Raw genomic sequence first — 25,796 nt, forward strand, 5'->3', positions numbered from 1 at the left:
GAGGGCGGGTGACCCCGAGGTTCGTGACGCACTGGGGGGTGCGTTCCGGGCCCTTCTTCCTGTCGAGCGTTCCGCTCGAACTTATTTTTGAATACAAAGGAGGATGCCATGCGAGCAATCCACGCCTTGCGCGGGAGCGTCCGCGCGGTCGGTATGGTCGCGGCGGTTGCGCTGTTCGCGGCGAGCCAGACCGTGGCGGCCGATACCTATCGTCCGTTGGTACTGGCCTACACGGAATCGGGGACCGATGTCTCTGCCGAAGTTGCCAGTGTGCGGGAGCGCCTGGAAGGGGCCGATTTCCGGTTCCTGGGCGAGTATCCGGTCAGCGATGATCGGCACGTGATCGTGGTCACCCACGATGATCTGCTGTCTGTGGCCGGTTCCGAGGAGCGGGGTGGCTATATCGCCCCGATCCGCGTGGCCGTAACCGCGGTCGATGGCGAGCTGCAGGTGAGCTACAACAACCTGGAGTACTTCCGCCACGCCTATCGCCTGGACGCTTCGGTGTCCGATGTGAGCGAGCGGCTGTCCGGTACCCTGGGGGCGGAACGCGAGTTCGGTTCCGAGGACGGGATGAGCGCGCGCGACCTCAACCGCTATCGCTATACCTTCGGGATGGAACGCTTCGATGCCCCGTACGAGCTGGCCAGCCATGGCTCCACGCGTGCGGCGCTGAGCGAACTGGACGGCAATCTTGCGTCGCGGGTGGCGGGGGTCAGCGAGATCTATCGCGTCGACATCCCGGGCCAGGACGTGACGGTGATCGGCGTGGCCGTGCGTGAGGCGGACGGGGCCGATCAGGACTCTGCTGACCTGCATCAACTCGGGATCGTGGATGTGGGCGAGTTCCGCCATACCGCGACGGTTCCGCTCGAGATCATGGTTCGAGGGGGCGAGGTGGAGGCGCTGAACATGCGTTTCCGCAAGGCGCTGCATTTCCCGGATCTGCGGATGCTGGGGGACAACAGCTTCATGCGTCTGCGCAGCTCGCCCGGCGCGCTGGAAGAGACCCTGAAGGCGGTCGCCGGCTTTGAAGAAGAGGAAGACAGCGGGTTCTCGTGGTAATTCCACGGTAATCTGCACGCGCCACGGAAGGGCGCAAGGGGTGGCGGAATTCCCGTGTGCCCCACTCAAGAACCCCGGTCTGCCGGGGTTTTTTTACGTTCAAAGAACGGAGTTGTTTTATGCTCCCGCAACACTCGCGGCAGGATGCACATCCATGAAATCGATGAAGATCGCCAATATTGGCGAGATCCGCAACGAACTCAACAAGTACAAGAAGGGCAAGAAGCTCGATATCCATCAGTTCAACCAGGTCGCGCGCCTGGCCTGGCTCGGCAAGATCGTGATGCAGCCGCTGGATCTGGAGGATGCCGAGTGCAAGTCCTTCCTGGTGTACATCCAGGAGCCGGAAGAGCTGGCCGCGCACTTCCTCGACACCGACCAGGAGCTGTCCGGCGGCATCCATATCATCGACGGCGAGCAGGCCATGGCCATGGTCGAGATCATGCGCAGTGGGGTCGAGGAACGCGCCAAGCTGTACGGGGATCTCTCGCGCAGTGACTTCTATTTCCGCTACTTCTATCAGCCCGGCCAGGACGACAAGACGGACGATCCGGCTGCTGGCCAGGACAAGACCGAGGGCTGACACTTGGTCGCATCGACGGTGACCCCGGAGTGGATCGACGCCGGGGCTCGCTCCGCCGAGGAACTCCACGCGCTGTACGCCGGGCTGGCGAGCATGACCTCGCCGGACGCACCCCCGCGCGTGCTCTGGACGCATGCCCGCGAGCCACATATCTCGGTCGGCGCCAGCCAGGACGCTGCTTCCGATCTGGACCTTGCTGCCTGTGCGGAGCAGGGCGTCCCGGTGGTGCGGCGACCGCTGGGTGGTGGCTCGGTCTGGGTGGATGCCGATCAGGCCTGCTTCTTCCTGATCCAGCCGCGCCATGTCCTCGCTCGGGGGCATCGCCACTTGTTCGCCATGGGCCTGGGCATCGCGATGGATGTACTGCGTGAGCTTGGGCTGGAGGGCGTAGAGGCGCGGGGTCAGGATGTCTGGGTCCAGGGGCGCAAGATCATGGGGACCGGCGCGGCCACGCTCGACGAGGGCTGCGTGTTCGGGGCCAGCTTCCTGCGGCACTTCCCGGTCGAGCGTTTTCTCGCCTGTGTCCACGCCCCTAGCGAGGGCTACCGCGACTGGCTGCGTCCGGCGTTGGAGACGGGCATGACCGACTGCGCCCGCCAGTGCCCGCAAACCCCCGAGCCCGCGCAGGTCGAGGCCGCCCTGCGCGCGGTCCTGGAACGCCGTTTTGGCGTGCCGGTGCGGATGATCGAGCCGGACCGAGACACGATCGAACAGTGGTTGGCGGCCGGGCACGAGGAGCTCGAGGACCTGGCCGATGGCCAGGGTTCCCCGGCCGTGCGCGACGGGATCCGGGTGAACCGCGATAACCACGTGTTCGAGACCCACGGGGCCTGTGGGCGCCTGCGCCTGCACGTGGAGGGCTCGCACATCGCACGGGTCTGGTGCGAGGACCCGGCGACCACCGCGATCCTCGAGGAACACCTGATTGGCGAGTCCCCGGAGCGCCTGCGCGTGCGCTCGCGCCTGAGCGGTCAGCTCGACGCCCGCATGGTCGACGAGATCAGTGCCCGCATCGACGGGCTCTATCGCGGAATTGCGGCGGCCTGACCCGCCCCTTCCGCTACCCACGAACGCCGGAGATGCCGTATGTCCGAACCGACGATCGAACGCCGCCTGGAGAAGCGCGTCATCCTGATGACGCAGGACGCCGGGTTGACCGAGCGCATGCAGGCCCAGCTGCCGCAGGACTGGCAGTTGCACCGGGTGACCGACCTGGATGAACTGGGCCCCTGGAATGAGATCCTACTGTACCGCTTCCTGCTGCTGGATCTGGACGAGATCGAGGCCTTCGACCCGCTGGACGTGATCCGGATGCTGCGCATGGAATACCAGATCAATCTTCCGGTATTCTGCTTCGGCGGCGATCAGGACATCCAGGACGAGATGCGCCTGGCCCGCGCCGATCGTTTCTTCGGGCGCGAAGAAATGATCGACAAGCTTCCCGAGTTTATTCGCCAGTACGACTGGTAACGGGCCCCGGTCCGGCCCGAGGGTCGGACGTAGCGTTACAGGGAGAACGTGGCATGGAACCCATCATCCGGGTGCGCGAGCTGTACAAGGTCTTCGGGCCGAACCCGCAGGAAGGTCTGCGGCTGATCGAGGACGGCCTGGACAAGGACACGATCTTCGAGCGCACCGGCAACACGGTGGGCGTGAAGGACTGCAACCTCGATATCGCCGAGGGCGAGATCTTCGTGGTGATGGGGCTGTCCGGGTCGGGCAAGTCCACCCTGGTGCGTCTGCTCAACCGCCTGATCGAGCCCACTGCCGGCACGGTGGAGGTCCGTGGGCGCGACGTCACACGCATGAGCCAGCGCGATCTGATCCGGCTGCGCAGCGAGGATCTGGCGATGGTGTTCCAGTCTTTCGCCCTGATGCCGCACAAGACGGTGATCGACAACGCCGCCCTCGGCCTGGAGATCGCCGGCGTCGGCCGCGCCCGACGCCGTGAGCGCGCCCAGGAGGCCCTGGACCAGGTGGGTCTCAAGGCCCATGCCCGCAGCTATCCGGATGAGCTTTCCGGCGGGATGCAGCAGCGCGTGGGCCTGGCCCGTGCCCTGGCGACCGATCCCTCCATCATGCTGATGGACGAGGCCTTCTCGGCGCTGGACCCGTTGATCCGCACCGAGATGCAGGATCGCCTGCTGGACCTGCAGCGCGAGCACCGACGTACGGTCGTGTTCATCTCCCACGACCTTGACGAGGCGATCCGCATCGGAGATCGCATCGCCATCATGCAGGGCGGCGAGGTGGTGCAGGTGGGTACGCCGAAGGAAATCATCACGCACCCCGCCAATGAATACGTGCGCTCGTTCTTCCACGGCGTGGACATCACCCAGGTATTCCAGGCCCGCGACATCATGGACAGCGAGAACATCCCGGTACTGGATGCCGACACCACGGCCGGCGAGGCGCGTAACCGGATTGCCCACGTGCCGGGCAACGAGGCCGTGATTGTCGATGCCGGCGGGCGTTTCCAGTCCGTTGTCCAGGCCAAGCGTCTGGGCGAGCTCACCCTGGATCGCGCCGCCAGCGAGGTCGCGGTGGAGGTGGAGCCGGTCCCCGAGGATACCGCGCTGGCCGACCTGCCGCGGCGGGCTGCGCAGAGCCCGGTATCCATCCCGGTGGTGGATGGCGAGGGCCGTTTCCGCGGCCTGGTGACCCTGCAGCGCCTGGTCGAAGCCCTGGACCGCAGCCGGAACGCGGCCGCCGCGAACGGAGATTACTGACATGGAAGGGCGCATCAATATTCCCGTGGGCGACTGGATCGAGGCTGGAGTCGACTGGATCCTCGACAACCTGGAGCCGGCGCTAGATGGCATTGCCTGGTTCCTGGGGCTGCTGACCAATTCCTTCGAGGGGGCCTTGCTCGCGATCCCGGCCTGGCTGCTGGTGCTGGCCCTGGTGGGGCTCAGCTGGTGGCGGGTCAGCTGGCGCTTCGGCATCTTCGCCATCCTGGCCCTGGGCCTGATCCTCGGGATGGATCTGTGGGAGCCGACCATCAAGACCCTGTCGCTGGTGCTGGCAGCGACCGCCGTGGCGCTGGCGATCGGCATGCCGGTGGGAGTCGCGATGGCGCGCAGCGACTGGGTGGAGGCCTCCATCCGTCCGGTGCTGGATCTGATGCAGACCATGCCGCCCTTCGTCTACCTGATCCCGGCGGCGATCTTCTTCGGGCTGGGCACGGTGCCGGGCGCGATTGCCACGGTGGTGTTCTGTATGCCGCCGGTGGTGCGTCTGACCAACCTCGGCATCCGCCAGGTGAACCGTGAGCAGATCGAGGCCGGGCTGGCCTTCGGTTGCAATCGGCGCCAGCTCCTGACCAAGATTCAATTACCTCTGGCGATGCCGTCGATCATGGCCGGCATCAACCAGACCATCATGCTGGCGCTTTCCATGGTGGTGATCGCGTCGATGATCGGCGCCGGCGGGCTTGGCAACACCGTGCTCACCGGTATCCAGCGGCTCGATGTCGGGCTAGGGTTCGAGGGCGGCCTGGGGGTCGTGATCCTCGCCATCCTGCTCGACCGGATCACTCAAAGCGTAGGGCGGCGGCGCAAGGCGAGCAGCTGAGCCGGGCTCGTGCGCCGCCGCCATCCGTTTCACTCGAAGGAAGGAGTAGCACAATGAACAAGACACTGACTTCAACCCTGCTGGGCGGGGTACTGGCCGCCTCCATGGGCCTTTCCACGGCCCAGGCCGACGACATCCAGATCGGCTGGACCGCCTGGTCCGATGCCGAGTTCGTGACCAGGCTGGCAGAGCGCGTCATCGAGGACGAAATGGGCTACTCGGTCGACTTGATCCAGACCGATATCGCCCCGCAATACCAGGGCCTGGCCTCCGGCGACATCGACATGATGCTGATGGCCTGGCTGCCAGGGACCCATGCCGACTACATGGATCGTGTGGGTCAGGACGTGGTGAACCTGGGTCCGCTGTATGGCAACGCCCGCCTCGGCTGGGTGGTGCCGGACTATATCCCCGAGGACGAGCTCGGCTCCATCGAAGACCTGAAGAAGGACTCCGTGCGGGACAAGCTGGATGGCCGCATCACCGGGATCGACCCGGGCGCGGGCCTGACGCGGTTGTCGGAAGAGGCCATGGAGACCTACGGCCTGGACGGCTACAACCTGCAGATCTCCTCCGGGGCCGGCATGACCTCCGCGCTGGAACGCGCGATCCGTCGTGACGAGTGGATCGTGGTGACCGGCTGGAGCCCGCACTGGAAATTCGGCGCCCATGACCTGCGTTACCTCGAAGACCCGGAGGGGGCCCTGGGCAGCTTCGAACGCATCCATGCCCTGGCTCGCGAAGGCTTCGCCGAGGAGTACCACGACGTGGCGATGATGATCTCGCGCATGCACCTGGATCTCGAGGTCCTGGAAGACGCGATGTTCTACGCCCAGGAAAACTCCTACGCGGAGGCCGTGGATCGCTTTATCGAGGACAACCCGAAGTACGTGCAGTACTGGGTGACCGGCGTGATCGACTGAGCAACATCGTTCCGCCGCTGTGCCCGAAAGCCCCGCTCACGCGGGGCTTTCTTCGTTCGGGTGTCACGTTCCGCGTTTGGCTCGGCTGGCGACGTGGATGGAGGCCGCCCCAAACGCGAAAGGCCCCGGGCTATGCCGCGGGGCCTTTCGCTGCCGCCGCCAGGACAGGGCGGGCGGTGGTCGCTGAATCGGGTTAGCCGATCCAGGCGTGTTCCAGCACGTCGATGCGGATCTTCTCGTGGAAGGTCTCGCCATTGCCCTCGATCACCAGGTCGCCAATGCGGGTGCCGGCGGTGTCGTAGCTGAACTTGCAGTCGAAGGTGCCCGGCAGGGACACGCTGCCCTCGCACAGGGTTTCGCCTTCCACGGAGAACGAGCACTGGGCGCTGCCGGAGCCGTTCAGCACGGCCTGCAGCCGGAATTCCTCGTTGACCGGGCGACGGTAGAAGTCCGGGTCGCGGTTCGGGTTGTACTGCACGTTGTTCAGCTTGACGAGCTTGACGAGTTTCATACCGGGTCCTCTATTGAAACGCTGAATCCGAGTGACGGGCGCATCCGCAAGCCCAACCCCGCAGCCGTGGGGCGTTTGGTTCATGCAAGTGCGCAGGTTGGTTAGAATATAAACGGCGAATGATACAACAAAGCCTGCGGGAACACGATTGGCGGCCCGCCCAACGCGCAGGAGGGTAACGTCGCCCCCGCGCATACACCAGTCCCGGCCCCGCGGTCGGCATCGGAGATCCCATGAAGAACCTGATCAACCGCATCCGCGGTGTGGAACGCGACGTCATCGACAAACCGGGGGACGCAGGCGACGCCCCGTTCTACAAGCCCCAGCGCGACGAGATCGAGATCTTCAAGGCGGCCTATTCGAAGCGCCTGCCGGTGATGCTCAAGGGGCCGACTGGTTGCGGCAAGACCCGCTTCCTGGAACACATCGCCCACGTCCTGGGCCAGCCGCTGGTGACCGTGTCCTGCCACGAGGACCTGACCAGCTCCGACCTGGTGGGTCGCTTCCTGCTGGAGGGCGAGGAAACCGTCTGGCAGGACGGCCCGTTGACGCGCTCGGTCAAGGAGGGTGCGATCTGCTACCTCGACGAGATCGTCGAGGCGCGCACCGACACCACGGTGGTGATCCATCCGCTGACTGACCACCGCCGCCAGCTCCCGCTGGACAAGAAGTCGCAGATCATCGACGCGCACGAAGACTTCATGCTGGTGATCTCCTACAACCCGGGTTACCAGACCGTACTGAAGGACCTGAAGCCCTCCACCAAGCAGCGCTTCGTCGGCATCCACTTCGACTACCCGGAGGAGGACGTCGAACGCGAGATCGTCGCCAAGGAATCCGGTGGCCTGGACGCCGACCGTGTGGAGAAGCTGGTGGCTGCCGGGCGCAAGGCGCGTGCGTTGAAGGACCACGGCCTGGAAGAGGCCACCTCCACCCGCGCGCTGGCCTACGCCGGCGAACTGATGCAGGCCGGGTTGACCCCGCGCGTGGCCTGCCGCGCCGCGATGATCGCGCCCATCACCGATGACCCCGAGCTGATCCAGGCGCTGGAAGAGATCTTCGACGCCCACTTCCCCGAGTCCGAAGCCGCGTGAGCGACCCCGCGACCCAAGGCGGCGCGAAACCGGAGGCGGAAGAACTCGTCGAGATCGAGGAGATCCTCCAGCACCTGGAGGACATCAGCTTCGTCGCGCACCGCGATACGAAGGAGGCCCTGCCGGCGATCCGCCCGTTCGGGGCCACCATCGCGCGGCGCTGGATCGAGACCGCGCGCGATCTGTTCTTCCATGACCGCGAGGCCGGCAAGAGCTTCATGCGCCACTCGGCGCGGCTCGCCGAGAACATGCAGACGGTGGCGCTGTGGCTGGAGCAGGCCGCGCGCTTTCAGGAGTGGGTGAACTCCAACTATGCGCTGGAAGGCTTCATGGCCCAGGCCGACCGGGTACACGCGGAATGGGGCGAGGAGGGCGAGCGCGAGTGGGCCGAGATCGGCCTGCGCTGGTGCGCGCGCAGCCTGCCGGACGCCCGGGCCTACTTCGAGGCCCCGTTCGAGAAGCTTGCCGCCGAGCGCGGCATCGAGGGCCTGCGCGCCCTGATCGAGCCGGCCGAAAAGCTGTTCGACGAGCGCGGCCTGACGCTGGATGCCTACCTCGAGGGCGCCCCGATTGCCCGCAATCTGGTCGGCGACGCGGGGCTGCTCTCCTGGGCGCGGCGCGGGGCGGACCTGCTGAAGGCCGGGCGCTCGCGTGGCGAGGCCTATTTCCGCCTGGAGAGCGACGAGAGCCTGAAGCTCCTGCTGGAGGCGCTACCGGGCTTCCGCCCACGTATGAACGGGCGCTTTCTGCGCCTGGTGCTGATGGCCTGGCTGGACGCCGACATCCCGCTGGCGGATTCCAGCTGGAAGCCGGGCGAGGGCCGTCCGATGCTCGAGACCGATGGGCGCCGCCTGTTCATGCCGGCGGTGATGGACTCGCGCGAGGAGGCGATCGTCGCTACCCAGCACGCGGCCGCGCATCTCGCCTTCGATACCTACGCGCAATCCGACGTCGAGCGCCTGTTCGAGCGTGCAGGCGCCGAGCACCCGCCGCTGGACGACAAGTCGCGCATCACCTGGCGTCCGTTGTTCGCTCAATTCGACGCGCGCATGTTCAGCTTCCAGGTCCTGTTCGACCTGGCCGAGGACCTGCGCGTGAACGCGCGCCTGGCCCCGCGCATCCCGAATTTCCTGTCGCGCCTGGTCGAACTCGCCCGGGCCCACGAGCGCCCGGAGGGTGCGGCCGGAATCTACTACGACTTCGCCCTGCGCGCCCACGAGGCCCTGCTGCGCGGCGAGGCCCAGGACCCGCGCCTGGCGCGGATGCTGGAGCCGGACGCGGACATCGTCACCGCCTGGGCGGTGGGTGAGGATCTGTTCGCCGACGACGCGTTTCCCGAGATCACCATCGATGAGCGCGCCGAGGCCTACCTGCCGGGGCTGTCGCTGAACCAGTCGCTGCCGGTCTACCCGCAACGCAAGCGCGATGGCAGCCTGGCCGACTTCCGCGACCACGAGGCGCACGACGAGCACAAGCTCGAGCACCAGAAACAGGAAGAACAGCCCCAGCAGGCCCCGGAACAGGCGCAGAAGGACCCGGACGCGGATATCCAGACGCCGCAGCAGGAGACCTCCGGCACCGGCGGGCGTATCGGCACCGGTATCCCGCAGCCGGCCCAGGTGGCCAAGCGCGGCGTACCCTATACGCCGCGGAAAGATGGCATCCCGTATCCCGAGTGGGACTACCGCGAACAGCGCTACATCTCCGACTGGGTGAACCTCTACGAGCGCGTGCTGGACGACGAGAACCCGGAGCTGGCGGCGACGATTCTCTCCGAGAACGCCGCCACCCTGAAGCGCCTGACCCGTGGCCTGGAGATGCAGCGCCCGATGCGCCTGGCGCCGCAGCGCAAACAGCTGGACGGTGACGAGCTGGATACCGAGGCGGTGATCGACTACATCGCGGACAAGAAGGCGGGGCTCTCGCCCAAGGCCTTCATCTACCGTCGCCGCGCGGTGCAGCACCGCGACACCTCGGTGCTGATGCTGGCGGACATGTCCACCTCCATCATGGCGCGCCACCCGAGCGGGCAGGGCAAGATCGTCGACCGCATACGCGAGGGGATGATGCTGTTCGCCGAGGCCATCGAAAAGGTCGGTGATCCCTATGCGCTTGCCGGCTTTGCCTCCAAGCAGCGCGACCAGGTCAACTACTACTGGCTGAAGGATTTCAACGAGGATCTCAACGACACCGTGCGCGCCCGCATTGCCGGGGTGTCCGGGCGCCTGGCCTCGCGTATGGGCGCGGGCATTCGCCACTCGCTGGAGGCGTTCAAGCGCAACTCCAGCCAGCGCCGCCTGCTGCTGATCCTCACCGACGGGCGCCCGGCCGACTACGACGACGGTGGTGACCAGCGTTATCTGCACGAGGACACGCGCATGGCCATGAAGGAGGCGGTGGACGCCGGCGTCCACCCCTTCTGCATCACCCTGGACCCGTCCGGTTCCGAGTACCTGCCGGCCATCTTCGGCCCGGGGCACTACACCATCATCGACCACGTGGACGAGCTGCCGCGCCGTCTGCCCGAGATCTACCTGAGGCTGCGCCAGTGAATGCCACCCCCGAAGCTATCGACCCGGCGGTGGCCGCCGCGCCGGGTCCGGCCCGCCGCCATGCGACCCTGCTGCATGCGCCGCGCTATCGCGGGCACAGCTATGGCGACAACCACCCGCTGGGCATCCCGCGCGTCTCTCTGACCCTGGACCTGATCGAGGCCTATGACGCGATCACCCCCGGGGAGATGGCCGTTACGCGCAAGGCGCAGCCGGCCGAGCTCGAGTGGTTCCACACCCGCGAGTACGTCTCCGCCATGCAGCGGGCCGAGGCCCTGGGCAAGGTCTTCCAGCGCTACCGCGACCGCCACAACATCGGCAATTTCGAAAACCCGTTCTTCGCCGGCTTCTTCGCCACCCCGGCCACCGCGACCTTTGCCTCCATCCAGGGCGCCGAGGTCGTTCTGGGCGGGCAGATGGCCTTCAATCCGGCCGGTGGCATGCACCACGCGGCCCCGGACCAGGCGCGAGGATTTTGCTACTTCAACGACCCGGCGCTCGCGATTCTGCGCCTGCGCCAGGCCGGTCAGCGTGTGCTCTATCTCGACATCGACGCCCACCACGGCGACGGCGTCGAGGCCGCATTCACCGACGATCCGGACGTCCTCACCGTCTCCCTGCACATGGACACCGAATACGGCTATCCCTTCCAGGGCGGGCGCATCGAGGATACGGGCCCGCTCGGCAATGCGGTGAATGTGCCGCTGCCGAAGGAGACCAACGACAGCGAATTCCGCGCCGCCTTCACCCGGGTGTGGGACGCGGTGCGTGATCGCTGGCAGCCGGACGTGATCGTCGTCCAGGCGGGCACCGATGCCCTGCTGCCGGATCCGCTGGGCAAGTTCGGCATCTCTACCCAGTGCTTCCTCGCCTGCATCGACGATGTGATCGAGACCAGCCCGCGCCATGAAGACGGCACGCCGAAGCTGCTGGTCCTCGGGGGTGGCGGCTATCACCCCCTCGCGCTCGCCCGCTGCTGGACCGGCGTCTGGGCCCTGCTCACCGGACGCGACCTGCCCGCCGAGATCCCCGCTGCCGGCCAGGCCTTGCTGCGCGAGGTCGACTGGGACATGGACGAGGAAGAGGACTGGTACGAGAACCTGTTCGTCTCCCGTCTCGACGCCGACCGTTCCGGCCCCGTGCGTCCCGAGCTCGAGGAACGCCTGGGGCGGCTTTTCCATGCACACCCGTTGTTGCGCGGTTAGTGGAGAGGCGCTGATCAATCACCGGCCCGTGGCTGCGGGCATAGAAGATAGGAGATGCCGAGCCCGTGGGCTGTCGGGGTCCCGCCTGGATTATGGCTCCGTGCCTGCTGGGGCGCCGGTCGCGTGTAAAGCATTCCGACGGGGTTCGGCCCGATGTTCGGAAGAAGCGTCGGAATTTTTTACACGGCTTACTTTATGGTGAATCGGGTCTGGGAGAAACTCCTGTAAAACCATCCCATTGCGAATTTGGCGCGCGTCTTGCTTCGTAATTGCTCGAGAGGGCGAAAGGCGCCCTGAGCGGCCAACAGGCCGGGAGCCAGAGGTGAGTGTGATGCGCAAGTTTTGGAGTAAGCAGGTGGCAGTACTGGCGGGCGTGATGCTTGCGGGCTCGGTGGCGAACGCGGCCATCATCGAACTTCCGGACATCGACGCGACCTATGACGGGATCCCCGTCGCCATTCAGTACAACGATTTCTATTCCTACTCCGGCTCGTTGTTGAACCAGTGGGGCTTCCTGTCTCAGGCCAACTACACCGGGCAGGGCACGGGCACGCTGGATCTGATTGTGGGCACGGGTGCTGGTGGCGCGGATAACCAGGGTGTCGGGCCCGACGGCAGCTACAATTTCGAGAACCCCATGCCCTTCCCGGGTGGCAGCGTGACCACTTTCACCGGCGACTGGGGGCTGGGCACCCAGGCCAACGGGCCCGTGCTGGTGGACAACCTCCTGGCGTACCTGGATGCGATCAACCCGGGGGCCACCATCCCCACGTTCATCTTCGACCACAACCAGACAGGGGGATCCCCCGATCTGCTGGTCCAGGCCGAGGTCTTCATCTACGACCCCGTCACCGGGGAGCGCGTAGCCCGCTGGATCTTTGACGACGGCAACGGCGGCCCGGTTCTCTCGCCCGGCGAGATCCAAGTGGTCGGCGATTCGGGAGAGGTGTACGAGACCGATGCCAACAAGGGAAGCGGCAAACTGGACTACATCGCCTTTGCCCCGACCATGGATCTCGGCCTGTTCGCCGGCGAGGGCTATCTGTTCGGGATCGATTTCTTCATGGATGACCTGAACAATGGCTTCGAGGAGCTCTATCTCAGCGGGCGGTTCACCACCACCGCCACTGAGGTCCCGCTGCCGGGGCCGGCCTGGTTGATCGGGCTTGGCCTCGTGATGCTGGGTGCCTTCCGCCGCTATCGGCATTCGGCCCCGGGCCTGTAGTCTCCGCTCATTTCCCCTGCCGCCCCCCACTTCCGGCCGGGGCGGCCTCTGCCCCGCGCCCCGGCACATGCCGGGGCGCGGCTGTTTGTGCGGCCGTCCGAGGCCACCGGTAGTTGCCCGCTCGCGTTGCGGGTTTTCGCAAATCCCGTCCGCTGACGTACGATTCCCCCCTCACCGGGTGGGTGGGGGTTCGGGGCTTCCCGGAGCCCGCCCCCAGGGACCCGCGACCAATCGAGGAGACGCATGGAGCCCGTGCAGAAACTGATACCCGGCTATGCCAATGCCAAGGCGACGCGCCGTTACGCGGAGCAGTTCGTGTCCGAGGGCAAGGCCGTTGAGGGACATTACAGCGAGTTCTCGCGCGCGAAGATGCGCCTGTCGAGCCTCGGCATCGGCACCTTCGGCGGGGCGGCCACCACCGAGGTGGATGCGCAGATCTCCGCGATCGTCGCGCGCGGCCTGGCCGAGGGCGTCAACGTGATCGACACCGGGGCGCATTACCGCTACGGCCGTTCGCTGGCGGCGGTGGGGGCGGGGGTGCGCACCGCGCTGGAGGCCGGGGTCCCGCGCGAGGCGATGTTCCTGATCTCCAAGGGCGGGTTCCTGACCCTGCGCGGCGGGCCGCCGGAGGACATGGAGGCCTGGTTCCAGCGCGAGATCGAGGCCCAGGGCATGGGTACGAAGGACGATCTGGCGAAGGGCGCGCATCTGCTGACGCCGGAGTACCTCCACTACCAGATGGAGCTGTCGCGCTCGCTGATGGGAGTGGAGACGCTGGATGCGTTCCTGATCGACCAGCCCGAGGTGCACATCCACGAGATCGGCAAGGAGCCGACTAACCGCAAGCTGGAGCCGGTATTCGAGATGCTGGAGCGGGCGGTGCGCGACAAGAAGATCCGCACCTACGGCATCTCCACCTTCGAGGGCTTCCGCGAGGAGACCGACGCGGCGGTGTTCCAGTCGCTCACCTCCATGCAGGGACTGGCCGAGCGCGCGGCACAGACGGTGAGCGGAGACGACCATGCGCGGCATCACTTCAAGATCGCCATGCTCCCGTTCAACCAGGTGATGCTGGAAGGCTTTACCCGCTTCAACACCGCGACCGGGCAGGGCAACGTGGCCAGCCCGCTGCAGGCCGCGCACCAGCTGGAGGTGTACATGATCGCCTCGCACTCCATGCTGAAGGGGCACCTGGCGAAGCAGTCGGTGGAGGTGGTCGAGCAGCAATTGGCGAGCCTGCCCAACCCGGCGCAGCGCGCGTTGCAGTTCAACCGCTCCACGCCGGGGCTGGGCACCTCGCTGGTCGGCATGAGCACGCCGGCGCACCTGGACGACATGCTGGCGGTGATGCGCGAGCCGATGATCGACAAAAAGGCCTATCTCGGCATGTTCAAGAAGGCGGAGGAGTAGGCCGAGCCCCCGGATCTCCACCTGTGGGAGCGTGCCTGCACGCGAAGCCCCTGCTAAAGCCGGATGCGGGCAGGGGCTTCGCCGGCAAGCCGGCTCCCACAAGGTCTCGGGGCCCCGGCCACGGTAGAGAATTCATGCACAAGGGTATGTCATGCAGGTAGATCTGAAGGCCCTCGAATTCCCCGCGATCCAGCGTCTGCTGGAGCGTCTGACTGCCACGCCTTATGGCGCCGACGCCGCGCGCGGGCTGGAGCCGGCACCGAATCTGGATGCGGCGCGGGCGCTGCAAAAGGCGGTGACCGTCGCGCGCCAGCGCCTGGACGCGGGCACGCTGCCACGGCTGGGCCAGCTGCCGGATGTGCGTGCCGCGCTGCGTCAGGCTGCAAACCCCGGCGCGGCCCTGCCGGTACAGGCCCTGCACAATCTCCAGATCATCATGCGCCAGGCCCGCGAGCTGGCGGATCAGCTCGCCGATACCCCGGAGATCTATCCGGCGGACCTGAACAAGCTGTACCCACCCGAGGCGCTGGGACAGCGCCTGGCGGCCTGCCTGAACCCCGGCGGCTCGCTGCGCGAGGACGCCAGCGCCGCGCTGGTCGAGGCCTTCGGGCAGCGCGGGCGGCTGCGTGACGAGGTCGAGGCGGTAGTGAAAAAATGCCTGACGGACTCCGATGTGGCGCAGAAAGGGCAGGATGCGCTGAAGGTCCAGTGGCACCAGGAGCGCGCGGTGATGGTGCTGCGCAGCGATACGGCCAGCGCCGTCAAGGGCGTGCGCCGGGGCACCGCGATGGGCGGGCGTGACCAGATCGTGGAGCCGATCGAGGCGGTGCCGCTGAACAACCAGCTCGATACGGTCAACAACCAGATCAACACCGAGCAGCAGCGCCTGTTGCGCGAGCTGACCGATGGGGTGCGCCAGCATGGCGAGCCGTTGGACCTGATGCTGACCGCGCTGACCTGGATCGATCTGGCCTCGGCCGCCGCGCAGCTTTCGGCGCAGATGAATGCCCATGCCCCGAGGCTGGAGCCCGAGGCCGGCGTGGAGCTGATCGATGCCTACCACCCGCTGCTGCTGTTGCAGTTCGCCGAGGGCAACGGCCCGCAGCCGGTGCCCCTGTCGATCCGTCTGGATGGCGAGCAGCCGCTGTTGCTGATTACCGGCCCGAACACCGGCGGCAAGACGGTCGCGCTGAAGACCCTGGGCCTGCTGGTCACCATGGCCTGGTGCGGGCTGCATATCCCGGCCGAACAGGACTGTCGCATCGGTCGTTTTGATCGGGTCATGGTCGATGTCGGTGATCACCAGAGCCTGTTCCACCACCTGTCGACCTTTGCCGGGCATGTGGAGGTGCTCAAGCGCATCCTCGACCACGCCGGCTCCGAGAGCCTGATCCTGCTGGACGAGCTGGGAACCGGTACCGACCCGGACGAGGGCGCGGCCCTGGCCATGGCGATGCTCGACGAGCTGCGCGCCCGTGGTACTCGCGGGATCGTGAATACCCACCTGGCCCCGCTGAAGGACTACGCGGCACAGCATGCGGGCATCGTGAATGCCTCGATGCAGTTCGATGCGGAGACACTGTCGCCCACCTACCGGCTGCTGATCGGCGAGCCCGGGGTCTCCTTTGGCCTGACCATCGCCGAGAAGAACGGCCTGCCGCCACAGCTGGTGGCCCGGGCCCGCGAGCATTTCGCCGAGCTGCCCACCGCGCAGGCCGGGGGCGAGCACAGCTGACCTCCCCGCGTCCGTTCGGTTCGACGTCGGGGCCGCCCAAAAAGATCGCCACGTCGCTGCGCTCCTCGCAATGACGGTGCTCGCAACCCCGTCATCGCGAGGCCCCGCAGGGGCCGTGGCAATCTCGCGGGAGCGGGCAGGGCGGCGGGGTCGGTTAGCCCCGTTTGCAGGTTGCTACGTCGCTGGCTCCCCGCGAGGACCGGCGCGTGCCCATCCGCTTTATGGCGTGAAATGGGGGCGATTTCATATTAGAATGGTGGGCTATTTTGATTTGTGGTGTGTGATCGTCCGACGATCGTGCGCAAGCCCCTGGTAAGGAAGTCGACCACCATGTCCGAGTCCGCAAGCTCCGCCACCGCCATCACCGGCGCCGAAATCTTCTGTCGCAGCCTCGAGGCCGAGGGCGTCGACGTGGTATTCGGTTATCCCGGCGGTGCGGTACTGCACATCTATGATGCGCTGTACCGGCAGGACAAGGTCTCCCACGTACTGGTGCGCCACGAGCAGGGCGCGGTGCACGCGGCCGAGGGCTATGCCAAGTCCTCCGACAAGCCGGGCGTGGCCCTGGTCACCTCGGGTCCCGGTGCGACCAACGCGATCACCGGGATTGCCGATGCCTACATGGATTCGGTGCCGCTGGTGGTGTTCACCGGCCAGGTGCCGACCAGCATGATCGGCAACGACGCCTTCCAGGAAGTGGACACCGTGGGGATCACGCGGCCCTGCGTGAAGCACAACTTCCTGGTCAAGGACGTGAAGGATCTGGCGACCACGATCAAGAAGGCCTTCTACGTGGCGACCACCGGGCGCCCCGGCCCGGTGGTGGTCGATATCCCGAAGGACGTGACCGCCGACACTTGCGTGTTCGAGTACCCGGACAGCATCCACATGCGCTCCTACAACCCGACCACGAAGGGGCATACCGGCCAGATCCGCAAGGCGGTGGACCTGATCCTGTCGGCCAAGCAGCCGATGATCTACACCGGCGGCGGCGTGATCCTGGGTCGTGGCTCCGAGGCCTTGACCGAGTTCACCCGCCAGCTGGGCTATCCGATCACCAACACCCTGATGGGGCTGGGTGGCTATCCGGCGTCGGACAAGCAGTTCCTGGGCATGCTGGGCATGCACGGCACCTACGAGGCCAACATGGCCATGCACCACGCGGATGTGCTGATCGCCATTGGCGCGCGCTTCGATGACCGCGTGACCGGCAATATCGAGAAGTTCTGTCCGCATGCGAAGATCGTGCACGTGGACGTCGATCCGTCCTCCATCTCCAAGAACGTGAAGGTGGACGTGCCAATCGTCGGCGAGGTGGAGCCGGTGCTGCGCGAGCTGATCAAGGGCCTGAACGAGGCCGGCAGCAAGCCGGACGCCGAGGCCCTGGCCACCTGGTGGAAGCAGATCGCGGAGTGGCAGGCGCAGGACTGCCTGAAGTACGACCAGACCTCCGGGCTGATCAAGCCGCAGTACGTGGTGCAAAAGTTCTGGGAGCTGACCGAGGGCGATGCCTACGTGACCTCCGATGTCGGTCAGCACCAGATGTGGGCGGCGCAGTTCTATGGTTTCGACAAGCCGAACCGCTGGATCAACTCCGGTGGCCTGGGCACGATGGGCGTGGGCCTGCCGTTTGCGATGGGCGTGCAGTTCGCACATCCGGACGCGACGGTGGGCTGCATTACCGGCGAGGCCAGCATCCAGATGTGCATCCAGGAGCTATCGACCTGCTTCCAGTACCAGCTGCCGCTGAAGATCCTGAACCTGAACAACCGCTACCTGGGCATGGTCCGGCAGTGGCAGGAGTTCTTCTATCAGGGCCGCTACGCCATGTCCTACATGGATGCGCTGCCGGACTTCGTGAAGCTGGCCGAGGCCTATGGCCATGTTGGTATCCAGATCACCCAGCCGGGCGACGTCGAGGGCGCGATCCGCGAGGCCCTGGCGCAGAAGGACCGCCTGGTGTTCATGGACTTCATTACCGACCAGTCCGAGAACGTGTATCCGATGATCCCGGCCGGTGCCGGCCAGAACGAAATGATCCTGGTCTAAGCCGGGTACAGGGAAGAGCCGTATGCGTCATATCATCAGTGTCCTGCTGGAAAATGAATCCGGGGCCCTCTCGCGGGTGGCCGGGCTGTTCTCCGCGCGTGGCTACAACATCGAGTCGCTGACCGTCGCGCCGACCGACGACCCGTCGCTGTCGCGCATGACCATCGTCACCAGTGGTTCCGACGAGATCGTCGAGCAGATCACCAAGCAGCTGAACAAGCTGATCGACGTGATCAAGCTGCTGGACATGACCGCCTATCCGCACATCGAGCGCGAGATGGCGCTGGTCAAGGTGCGCGTGCCGGAGGCCTCCGAGCGCGAGGAGGTCAAACGCCTGGCGGACATCTTCCGCGGCCGGATCATCGACGTGGCCCTCGACAGCTACGTGATCGAGATCACCGGCGAGGGCTCCAAGCTGGATGCCTTCCTCGTGGCACTCGACGCGTTTACTGTTCTGGAGGTCGTGCGCTCCGGCGTGATGGGCATCGCCCGGGGCGAGGTCGCCCTGCAAATCTGAATCCCCGGGTCCGGCCCCCGGTTGCGGGGGCGGGACCCGTTTGTTTGCCATGGGCCCCACTTGGGGCTGATATCAAGGAAATTGCAATGAATCTCTACTACGACAAAGACGCCGATCTCTCCATCATCAAGGGCATGAAGGTGGCCATCATCGGCTACGGTTCGCAGGGCCACGCCCATGCGAACAACCTGAAGGACTCCGGCGTGGACGTGACCGTGGGCCTGCGCGAAGGCTCCGGCTCGCGCGCCAAGGCCGAAGAGGCCGGCCTGAAGGTGGCCGATGTCGACGCCGCGACCGCCGGCGCCGACCTGATCATGGTGCTGGCCCCGGACGAATACCAGGCCGCGCTGTACAGCGACGTGCTGGAGCCGAACCTTAAGAAGGGCGCGACCCTGGCCTTCGCCCATGGCTTCGCGATCCACTACAACCAGATCGAGCCGCGCAAGGACCTGGACGTGATCATGATCGCGCCCAAGGCCCCGGGCCACACCGTGCGCTCCGAGTTCGTGCGCGGCGGCGGTATCCCCGATCTGATCGCCATCCAGCAGGATGCCTCCGGCAAGGCGCGCGATATCGCCATGTCCTACGCCTCGGCGATCGGCGGCGGGCGCACCGGCATCATCGAGACCAGCTTCAAGGACGAGACCGAAACCGATCTGTTCGGCGAGCAGGCCGTGCTGTGCGGCGGTGCGGTGGAACTGGTCAAGGCCGGCTTCGAGACCCTGACCGAGGCAGGCTACGCCCCGGAGATGGCCTACTTCGAGTGCCTGCACGAGCTGAAGCTGATCGTCGACCTGATGTACGAGGGCGGCATCGCCAACATGAACTACTCGATCTCCAACAATGCCGAGTACGGCGAGTACGTGACCGGCCCGAAGGTGATCAACGAAGAGTCGCGCTGGGCCATGCGCGAGGCACTGCGCAATATCCAGAACGGCGAGTATGCCAAGCAGTTCATCCTGGAAGGCGCGATGAATTACCCGTCGATGACCGCCAACCGGCGCCTGAACGCCGCCCACGAGATCGAACAGGTCGGCGAACGTCTGCGCTCCATGATGCCGTGGATCACGGCCAACCAGTTGGTCGACAAGTCCCGCAACTGATGCGAGGCCCTGCGGCGGATATTCCGCTCCGTCGCAGGGCGTCCTGTCTCCAGAGCCCCCGATGCTGTTTCCGCTAGCCCCCGAAGGCCGCCTGTTCGTGATCATCGCCGCGTGGATGACGGTGATTACGCTGTTGGTCGGGGAGGCGGAACTGGGCCTGTTCATGGTGATCCTCACCGTGGCCCTGATGGGCCTGTTCCGCAACATGCGGCGCAAGGTCCCGGCGCCGGCCCTGGGCGTGATCGCCCCCGCCGATGGCACGATCGAGTCGATTACCGAGACCCGGGATCCGTTTACGAAAAAGCCGGCGGTCTGCATCCGCCTGCGCCAGCGCCGCCTGGGCGAGTACAACGTGCACGCCCCGCAGGAGGCCGAGATCCGCGAACGGGTCTGGCCCGGCAAGGAGACCGACGAGGCACCGGATGACCAGCTGGAGGGACGCCTGGCCTATGCCCTGGAGACCGACGGGGGCACCCGGCTGACGCTGGCGCTCAGCGTCGATCACTGGCCACGCATGGTTCGCATGCAGGCAAACGTCCCCGGCAACCGCCTGGGGCGCGGCAAGCGGATGGGGTTCGCCGGCTTTGGTGGTACCTTCGAGGTCTGGCTGCCGGCCGGCGCGCAGGTGATGGTCGAGCCGGGTCAGCGGGTCCTGGCGGGCTCTGCCCTGCTGGGCGGGCTGCCCGAGTCCGGGGCAACCGGGGACGACGAGAGCGCAGCGGAGGTGCTGCAATGAGCGCAGGGGACGAAGGCGACCGACAGACGGATCCCGAGCCGGATTACATCGAGGGCGAGGATACCGTCGCCGACGACCAGCCGCCGCATCGCCGGCGCCGCCGTGGGGTGTATCTACTGCCGAACCTGTTCACCACCGGGGTGCTGTTCTCCGGATTCTTCGCCATCGTGTCGGCCATCAATGGCGAGTACATCACCGCCGCCATCGCGATCTTCGTGGCCATGGTGCTGGACACCCTGGACGGGCGCGTTGCGCGCATGACCGACACCCAGAGCGAGTTCGGCGCGCAGTACGACTCGCTGTCGGATCTGGTGTCCTTCGGCGTGGCCCCGGCGCTGGTGGTTTATCTGTGGCAACTCCATGATCTGGGCAACTTCGGCTGGGTGGCGGCGTTCTTCTTCGCCACCGCCGCGGCGCTGCGCCTGGCGCGCTTCAACAGTCGACTCGCGGTCAGCGACAAGCGCTTCTTCCAGGGGCTGCCGAGCCCCGCCAGCGCCGCGATCCTGGTGGGCATGGTCTGGGTGCTGGAGGACTGGGGCATCCCGGCGGAGCTGGCTGACCCCTATCTGATTGGCATCCTGGTGGTCACCGTGCTCGCCGGGGCGGCGATGGTCAGCAACCTGACCTACTTCAGCTTCAAGGACATGGACTTCAAGCACCGGGTGCCCTTCCTGGCGATCGTCGGGGTGGTGTTGGCGCTGATGCTGCTGGCCCTGGATCCGCCCAAGGTCCTGCTGGCGGCCTTCGTCATCTATGCCCTGTCCGGACCGCTGTTGACCCTGGAGCGCTGGCGCCGGCATCGTCGCCGGGCGCCGTCGGGGGAGTAACCGCGTGTCGCTGTCGGTGCGCCAGCGCCGCATCCTCGCGGACATGGGGATCCCGGTGTGGCGCTCGCGCATCGCACTGGAGGACACGGCCGAGGCCGTGGCGCCTGCCGCGGAGCCCGCCCTTGCGGCGGGCGCGCCAGCCGAAGTGGCGGATGCCGGGGCGTTGGCCGCCGACGTTGATACCCTGGACTGGGAGGCCCTGGCGGCGCGGGTGCGCGGCTGCGTTGCCTGCGCCGAGCTGGCCCGCGAACGCACGCAGACCGTGTTCGGGGTGGGCGACCCCCGCGCGCGCTGGCTGTTCGTCGGCGAGGCCCCGGGTGAGGAAGAGGACCACCGTGGCGAACCCTTCGTGGGTCGTGCCGGCCAGCTGCTGGACAACATGCTGTTGGCGCTGGGGCTCGATCGGGGCCACGACGTATTCATTGCCAACACGCTGAAGTGCCGACCCCCCGGGAACCGCGACCCGAAACCCGAGGAGTCCGCGGCCTGCCGCGGGTTTCTCGATCGCCAGATCGAACTGATCCAGCCAGAGGTTATCGTGGCGCTGGGGCGTGTAGCGGCCCACGCCTTGCTGGCGACGGACGAGCCGCTGGGCCGGCTGCGCGGCACCGAGCAGCGCTACCAGGGCGTTCCTCTGATCGTGACCTACCATCCGGCCTACCTGCTGCGAAAGCCGGGTGACAAGGCCCGTGCCTGGCAGGACCTGCAGCGCGCCCGGGCCTGTCTGTCGAAACCTCTCACTGATTGAGGGATTGGGAACCTTGGCCGAGTCGCCGGGTTCCGAACAAACGACACCTCGCCCCGTCCTGTCCTATCCTTCACTGCTGCCGGAGAAGCCTGTGTCATGAGTGCCGAACCCCGCGTCCAGCCCGAGTTTCGCCGCATGGAGGTGGCCGACATCGAGGGCGTGATGCGCGTGGAGTGCGAGGCCTATCACTACCCCTGGACCGCCCGCATCTTCGAGGACTGCCTCCGGGTGGGTTACGACTGCTGGGTACTGGAGGTGGATGGTCGCCAGGTGGGGCACAGTGTCCTGACAGTGGCCGCCGGCGAGGCCCACCTGCTCAACCTCACGGTGGACCCGCGCTGGCAGGGCAACGGGCTCGGCCGTTTCATGGTTCGTCGCCTGTTTGACTATGTGTGCAATCAGGACGCAGAGGCGTTGTTCCTCGAGGTGCGCCCATCCAACGTGGCGGCGGTGCAGCTCTACCGCTCCGAGGGTTTTGAGCATATCGGCACTCGCCCTCGTTATTACCCGCTTCCCAGCGGCCGCGAGGATGCCTGGGTGCTGACGCGTCGCTGCGCCGCACCCGCCGGGGCCTGACTCGTCGGTTCGCCGCGGGAGTGTGAAGTCGGTCACAGCATCGGCGGCAAAACCCGTAACCCGGTCGGGTTTTGCCGCCTTGGGTTCTCGTCCCGGGACCTTCGCGTTGTGACGGTCATCCCCCGGGTCTATGATCGAACTCGGTATTGGCCCCGACTCCGGATGAGGTAACCCATGTCCCGATCCCTACGTGCACTGTTTGTTTCGCTCCCCCTGGCGCTGCCGCTCCTGGCCACCGGAGGGCTTGCCCATGCCCAGCAGACCTTCGGCTACGACGAGGCCGAGCGCCAGCAGGAGCTGCTGGAAGTCTGGTACGAGATCCGCGAAAGCAACGCACAGAAGGGTAATACGGCGGCGAAGTTCGATGTGGGCATGGCGAACTACTCCGGCCGCGGCACGGCAGTCGACTACGATCAGGCACTAAGCTGGTTTGCTCGCGCTGCGGACGCCGACCACGCCAGTGCGCATTACTATCTGGGTTACCTCTTCGCCACCGGCAAGGGCACCTCGGCCGACGCCGAACGCAGTCACGAACATTACACGCGCGCGGCGGAGCTGGGTCATGCCGATGCCCAGTACTGGCTGGGCAGCCATCTGGCTAATGGCGAGCAGGATCCGGCCGCCGCGCTTGAGTGGCTGGGCAAGGCGGCGGATCAGGGGCTGCCTGCCGCGCAGTATTACGTGGGGCTGCTGCACGAGAATGGTCAGGGTACCGCGCGCGACCCGGCCGCGGCCGCCGAGTGGTATACCGCTGCGGCGGAGCAGGGTTACCGGCATGCCCAGATCGGGTTGGGGCGCCTGCACCAGAACGGTCGCGGGGTTGAACGCGATCTGGTCCAGGCGCATGTCTGGTACAGCATGGCGGACGACCGGGAACGCCTGGCCTCGTTGGAGACCCGCATGAACAACCGTGACCTGGTGACTGCCCAGGGGCGCCTCAAGGAACAAAACGCCGCGCTTCAGGCGGCCTCGGCGCGCTGATCGGGCACCGCCGAAACGCATGCAAACGGCCCCTTTTTTCGGGGCCGTTTGCATGTTGGGGACCCGGAAAGATGAACCGGACCCGCGCTTTCGCGTTAAACTGACGGGCTGATTCAAGCGGCCCGTATTCATGTCCTTTATCGAGGAAACCCGCCGACGCCGGACCTTCGCGATCATTTCGCACCCGGACGCCGGCAAGACCACCATGACCGAGAAGCTCCTGCTGTACGGCGGCGCGATCCAGCTCGCCGGTACGGTCAAGGGGCGCAAGTCAGCGCGCCACGCCACCTCCGACTGGATGGAGATGGAGAAATCGCGCGGCATCTCGGTCACCTCCTCCGTCATGCAGTACCCGTACAAGGGCCGCATGGTGAACCTGCTGGACACCCCGGGGCATGCGGACTTTTCCGAAGACACCTATCGCACGCTGACCGCGGTGGACTCCGCGCTGATGGTGATCGACGCCGCCAAGGGCGTCGAGGAGCGGACCATCAAGCTGATGGAGGTCTGTCGGTTGCGCGATACGCCGATCATGACCTTCGTGAACAAGATGGACCGCGAGGGCCGGGATCCGATCGAGTTGCTGGACGAGGTCGAGGAGGTGCTGAAGATCCAGTGCGCCCCGATCACCTGGCCGATCGGCTCCGGCAAGCGCTTCCGTGGCGTCTATCACCTCCGCCGCGACGCGGTGCATCTGTACGACCCGGAAGAGGGCGGCAAGAAGTCCACCGGCGAGATCATCGAGGGCCTGGACAACCCGCGCCTGGACGAGGTGCTGGGGCCGCAGGCCGATGAGCTGCGCGAGGAACTGGAACTGGTGCAGGGCGCCTCGCACGCGTTCGACCCGGACGCCTACCTGAGCGGTGCGCAGACCCCGGTGTTCTTCGGCTCGGCGATCAACAACTTCGGGATCGAGGAGCTGCTGGACGATTTCGTCGAGTACGCCCCGGGCCCGTTGCCGCGTCCCACGCACTCGCGCAAGGTGGAGCCGACCGAGGAGAAGTTCACCGGCTTCGTGTTCAAGATCCAGGCGAACATGGATCCGAACCACCGCGACCGCATCGCATTCATGCGCATCTGCTCCGGCACCTTCGACAAGGGCGCCAAGCTGCGCCACGTGCGCATCGGGCGCGACGTGAAGATCCCGGACGCGCTGACCTTCCTGGCCTCCGACCGCGAGCATGTGGAGACTGCCTATCCCGGTGACATCATCGGCATCCACAATCACGGCACCATCCGCATCGGGGATACCTTCACCCAGGGCGAGGACCTCACCTTCACCGGGGTGCCGAACTTCGCGCCGGAGCTGTTCCGCCGCGCGCAGCTGAAGGACCCGCTGAAGATGAAGCAACTCGCCAAGGGCCTGCAGGAGCTGTGCGAGGAGGGCGCGACCCAGCTCTACCGCCCGCTGACCAACAACGACCTGATCCTGGGGGCGGTCGGTGTGCTGCAGTTCGAGGTGGTCGCCGAACGCCTGCGCACCGAGTACAAGGTGGAGGCGCAGTTCGAGAACGTGAACGTCCAGACCGCCCGCTGGATCGAAAGCGACGATCCGAAGAAACTCGAGGAGTTCAAGGAGAAGGCCGCGACCAACCTGGCCATCGACCACGGCGGCGATCTGGTCTATATCGCCCCGACCCGGGTCAACCTGCAGATGGCGCAGGAGAAATGGCCGGAGATCCGCTTCCAGTCGACTCGCGAGCACGGCCAGCCGACGGAGTAGCGTCCGCGCCCCGGCCCTGTGCCCAGGAGTGCCTTTATCGCGTCATTGCGGGCAGCGAAGCGACGAAGCACAAAAGCAGCGAAGCTGTGTTGAACGGCCGCAGGCTGGCCCGAAGGGCGAGCGAAGCGAGTAATCGGTATCAGGGTCCACCGGATTCCTGCCCTGTCCAGACGCGTCGGGAGCGTCCGGAGATTGCTTCGCTGCGCTCGCAATGACGGGTATGTGGGTGGTGATGCAGCCGCCGCGCGTAGAGTAAAGGCCGGGTGGTTGCGTACGCTGGTTGCGCGCTACGCTTCTCGGTGTGTTCACTCAGCTTGATGGTGGAGGATGCCACGGTGTCGAGATCGCGTACTTTGGGGGTCGTCCTCGCCATGCTGGCGGTCATCATCGTGGTGACCCTCGGTGCCTGTTCGCCGCACAATACTGAACCCCGGGCCGACGGACCCGAACCGCGCCCGGGCACGGTTGAGCAAATGGATCCGTTCCTGCATTTCATCGACAGCCACCCGTCGCCCGAGGAATTCCGTCGCGTCTACCCCGACGTGATGCTGGTGCTGCCCGGTGATATCGTCACCCAGGAGTACCGCACCGATAACAGCCGGTTTTTCGCCGAGCTGGATGACGAAGGCCGGATCCGGGGCGGCGAGTTCCGCTGATCCC

The 25,796-nt window shown here is 66.2% G+C and carries 24 protein-coding genes; 23 read left to right on the plus strand and 1 reads right to left on the minus strand.

Going from position 1 to position 25,796, the window contains the following annotated elements; all coding sequences use genetic code 11:
- The first annotated feature begins 108 nt into the window (after nt 1-108).
- The 7 genes from D578_RS0110430 to D578_RS0110460 all read left to right on the plus strand — a co-directional run bounded on the left by D578_RS0110430 (nt 109) and on the right by D578_RS0110460 (nt 6,144).
- On the plus strand, nt 109-1,065 hold the full coding sequence (locus D578_RS0110430) for a hypothetical protein (RefSeq protein ID WP_018949894.1): 957 nt from the start codon (nt 109-111) through the stop codon (nt 1,063-1,065).
- Nucleotides 1,066-1,219: 154 nt separating this feature from the next.
- Nucleotides 1,220-1,648: a hypothetical protein gene (locus tag D578_RS0110435; protein ID WP_018949895.1), complete on the plus strand. Its 429-nt coding sequence runs from the start codon at nt 1,220-1,222 to the stop codon at nt 1,646-1,648.
- Nucleotides 1,649-1,651: 3 nt separating this feature from the next.
- On the plus strand, nt 1,652-2,695 hold the full coding sequence (locus D578_RS0110440; protein WP_018949896.1) for a lipoate--protein ligase family protein: 1,044 nt from the start codon (nt 1,652-1,654) through the stop codon (nt 2,693-2,695).
- A gap of 39 nt (nt 2,696-2,734) precedes the next feature.
- Nucleotides 2,735-3,118, plus strand: a complete 384-nt coding sequence (locus tag D578_RS0110445; protein WP_018949897.1) for a hypothetical protein — start codon at nt 2,735-2,737, stop codon at nt 3,116-3,118.
- Nucleotides 3,119-3,171: 53 nt separating this feature from the next.
- Nucleotides 3,172-4,377: a glycine betaine/L-proline ABC transporter ATP-binding protein ProV gene (proV, locus tag D578_RS0110450; protein ID WP_018949898.1), complete on the plus strand. Its 1,206-nt coding sequence runs from the start codon at nt 3,172-3,174 to the stop codon at nt 4,375-4,377.
- A 1-nt stretch (nt 4,378) separates the two neighbouring features.
- Complete coding sequence (locus D578_RS0110455; RefSeq protein ID WP_018949899.1) at nt 4,379-5,221, plus strand: proline/glycine betaine ABC transporter permease; 843 nt, start codon at nt 4,379-4,381, stop codon at nt 5,219-5,221.
- Nucleotides 5,222-5,274: 53 nt separating this feature from the next.
- Nucleotides 5,275-6,144, plus strand: a complete 870-nt coding sequence (locus D578_RS0110460) for a glycine betaine ABC transporter substrate-binding protein (RefSeq protein ID WP_018949900.1) — start codon at nt 5,275-5,277, stop codon at nt 6,142-6,144.
- A gap of 193 nt (nt 6,145-6,337) precedes the next feature.
- Here the strand turns inward: D578_RS0110460 and D578_RS0110465 are convergent, their stop codons facing one another.
- Nucleotides 6,338-6,655, minus strand: a complete 318-nt coding sequence (locus tag D578_RS0110465; RefSeq protein WP_018949901.1) for a hypothetical protein — start codon at nt 6,653-6,655, stop codon at nt 6,338-6,340.
- 233 nt (nt 6,656-6,888) lie between these two features.
- Between D578_RS0110465 and D578_RS0110470 the strand changes: the two genes are divergently transcribed.
- From D578_RS0110470 to D578_RS0110545, 16 genes are all read left to right on the plus strand, one after another.
- Nucleotides 6,889-7,749 (plus strand): CbbQ/NirQ/NorQ/GpvN family protein, encoded by an 861-nt coding sequence (locus tag D578_RS0110470; RefSeq protein WP_018949902.1) that lies wholly within the window; start codon nt 6,889-6,891, stop codon nt 7,747-7,749.
- A complete protein-coding gene (locus D578_RS0110475) occupies nt 7,746-10,301 on the plus strand; it encodes a nitric oxide reductase activation protein NorD (RefSeq protein ID WP_018949903.1) in 2,556 nt (851 codons plus the stop codon). Before D578_RS0110470 ends, D578_RS0110475 begins: the two co-directional genes overlap by 4 nt.
- Nucleotides 10,298-11,506 (plus strand): acetoin utilization protein AcuC, encoded by a 1,209-nt coding sequence (locus tag D578_RS0110480; RefSeq protein ID WP_018949904.1) that lies wholly within the window; start codon nt 10,298-10,300, stop codon nt 11,504-11,506. Before D578_RS0110475 ends, D578_RS0110480 begins: the two co-directional genes overlap by 4 nt.
- A 331-nt stretch (nt 11,507-11,837) precedes the next feature.
- Entirely contained in the window at nt 11,838-12,731 is an 894-nt protein-coding gene (locus tag D578_RS0110485) for a hypothetical protein (RefSeq protein ID WP_018949905.1), read from the plus strand.
- A 243-nt stretch (nt 12,732-12,974) separates the two neighbouring features.
- Complete coding sequence (locus D578_RS0110490; protein ID WP_018949906.1) at nt 12,975-14,141, plus strand: aldo/keto reductase; 1,167 nt, start codon at nt 12,975-12,977, stop codon at nt 14,139-14,141.
- 151 nt (nt 14,142-14,292) lie between these two features.
- A complete protein-coding gene (locus tag D578_RS0110495) occupies nt 14,293-15,876 on the plus strand; it encodes a DNA mismatch repair protein MutS (protein ID WP_018949907.1) in 1,584 nt (527 codons plus the stop codon).
- A gap of 330 nt (nt 15,877-16,206) precedes the next feature.
- Nucleotides 16,207-17,925 (plus strand): biosynthetic-type acetolactate synthase large subunit, encoded by a 1,719-nt coding sequence (gene ilvB / locus D578_RS0110500; protein WP_018949908.1) that lies wholly within the window; start codon nt 16,207-16,209, stop codon nt 17,923-17,925.
- Nucleotides 17,926-17,947: 22 nt separating this feature from the next.
- Nucleotides 17,948-18,442, plus strand: coding sequence for an acetolactate synthase small subunit (gene ilvN, locus D578_RS0110505; RefSeq protein WP_018949909.1), 495 nt, complete (start codon nt 17,948-17,950; stop codon nt 18,440-18,442).
- Between the two features lie 86 nt (nt 18,443-18,528).
- Nucleotides 18,529-19,545 (plus strand): ketol-acid reductoisomerase, encoded by a 1,017-nt coding sequence (gene ilvC / locus D578_RS0110510; protein ID WP_018949910.1) that lies wholly within the window; start codon nt 18,529-18,531, stop codon nt 19,543-19,545.
- Nucleotides 19,546-19,606: 61 nt separating this feature from the next.
- The gene (locus D578_RS0110515; RefSeq protein ID WP_018949911.1) at nt 19,607-20,281 is read left to right on the plus strand and encodes a phosphatidylserine decarboxylase; all 675 of its coding nucleotides are present in this window, start codon (nt 19,607-19,609) and stop codon (nt 20,279-20,281) included.
- The gene (gene pssA / locus D578_RS0110520) at nt 20,278-21,108 is read left to right on the plus strand and encodes a CDP-diacylglycerol--serine O-phosphatidyltransferase (protein ID WP_018949912.1); all 831 of its coding nucleotides are present in this window, start codon (nt 20,278-20,280) and stop codon (nt 21,106-21,108) included. The genes D578_RS0110515 and pssA overlap by 4 nt, the downstream gene beginning before the upstream one ends.
- 4 nt (nt 21,109-21,112) lie before the next feature.
- Nucleotides 21,113-21,856 carry a uracil-DNA glycosylase family protein gene (locus tag D578_RS0110525; RefSeq protein WP_018949913.1) on the plus strand — a complete coding sequence of 248 codons (744 nt, stop codon included), beginning with the start codon at nt 21,113-21,115 and terminating at the stop codon, nt 21,854-21,856.
- Between the two features lie 96 nt (nt 21,857-21,952).
- Nucleotides 21,953-22,432 carry a ribosomal protein S18-alanine N-acetyltransferase gene (gene rimI / locus D578_RS0110530; protein WP_018949914.1) on the plus strand — a complete coding sequence of 160 codons (480 nt, stop codon included), beginning with the start codon at nt 21,953-21,955 and terminating at the stop codon, nt 22,430-22,432.
- Between the two features lie 174 nt (nt 22,433-22,606).
- Nucleotides 22,607-23,413, plus strand: a complete 807-nt coding sequence (locus D578_RS0110535) for a tetratricopeptide repeat protein (RefSeq protein WP_018949915.1) — start codon at nt 22,607-22,609, stop codon at nt 23,411-23,413.
- Nucleotides 23,414-23,543: 130 nt separating this feature from the next.
- Nucleotides 23,544-25,136, plus strand: a complete 1,593-nt coding sequence (locus D578_RS0110540) for a peptide chain release factor 3 (protein ID WP_018949916.1) — start codon at nt 23,544-23,546, stop codon at nt 25,134-25,136.
- 371 nt (nt 25,137-25,507) lie between these two features.
- Nucleotides 25,508-25,792, plus strand: a complete 285-nt coding sequence (locus D578_RS0110545) for a hypothetical protein (RefSeq protein ID WP_018949917.1) — start codon at nt 25,508-25,510, stop codon at nt 25,790-25,792.
- The last annotated feature ends 4 nt before the right edge of the window (nt 25,793-25,796 follow it).

It is taken from the genome of Thioalkalivibrio sp. ALMg11 (assembly GCF_000377905.1).
Classification (GTDB): Bacteria; Pseudomonadota; Gammaproteobacteria; order Ectothiorhodospirales; family Ectothiorhodospiraceae; genus Thioalkalivibrio.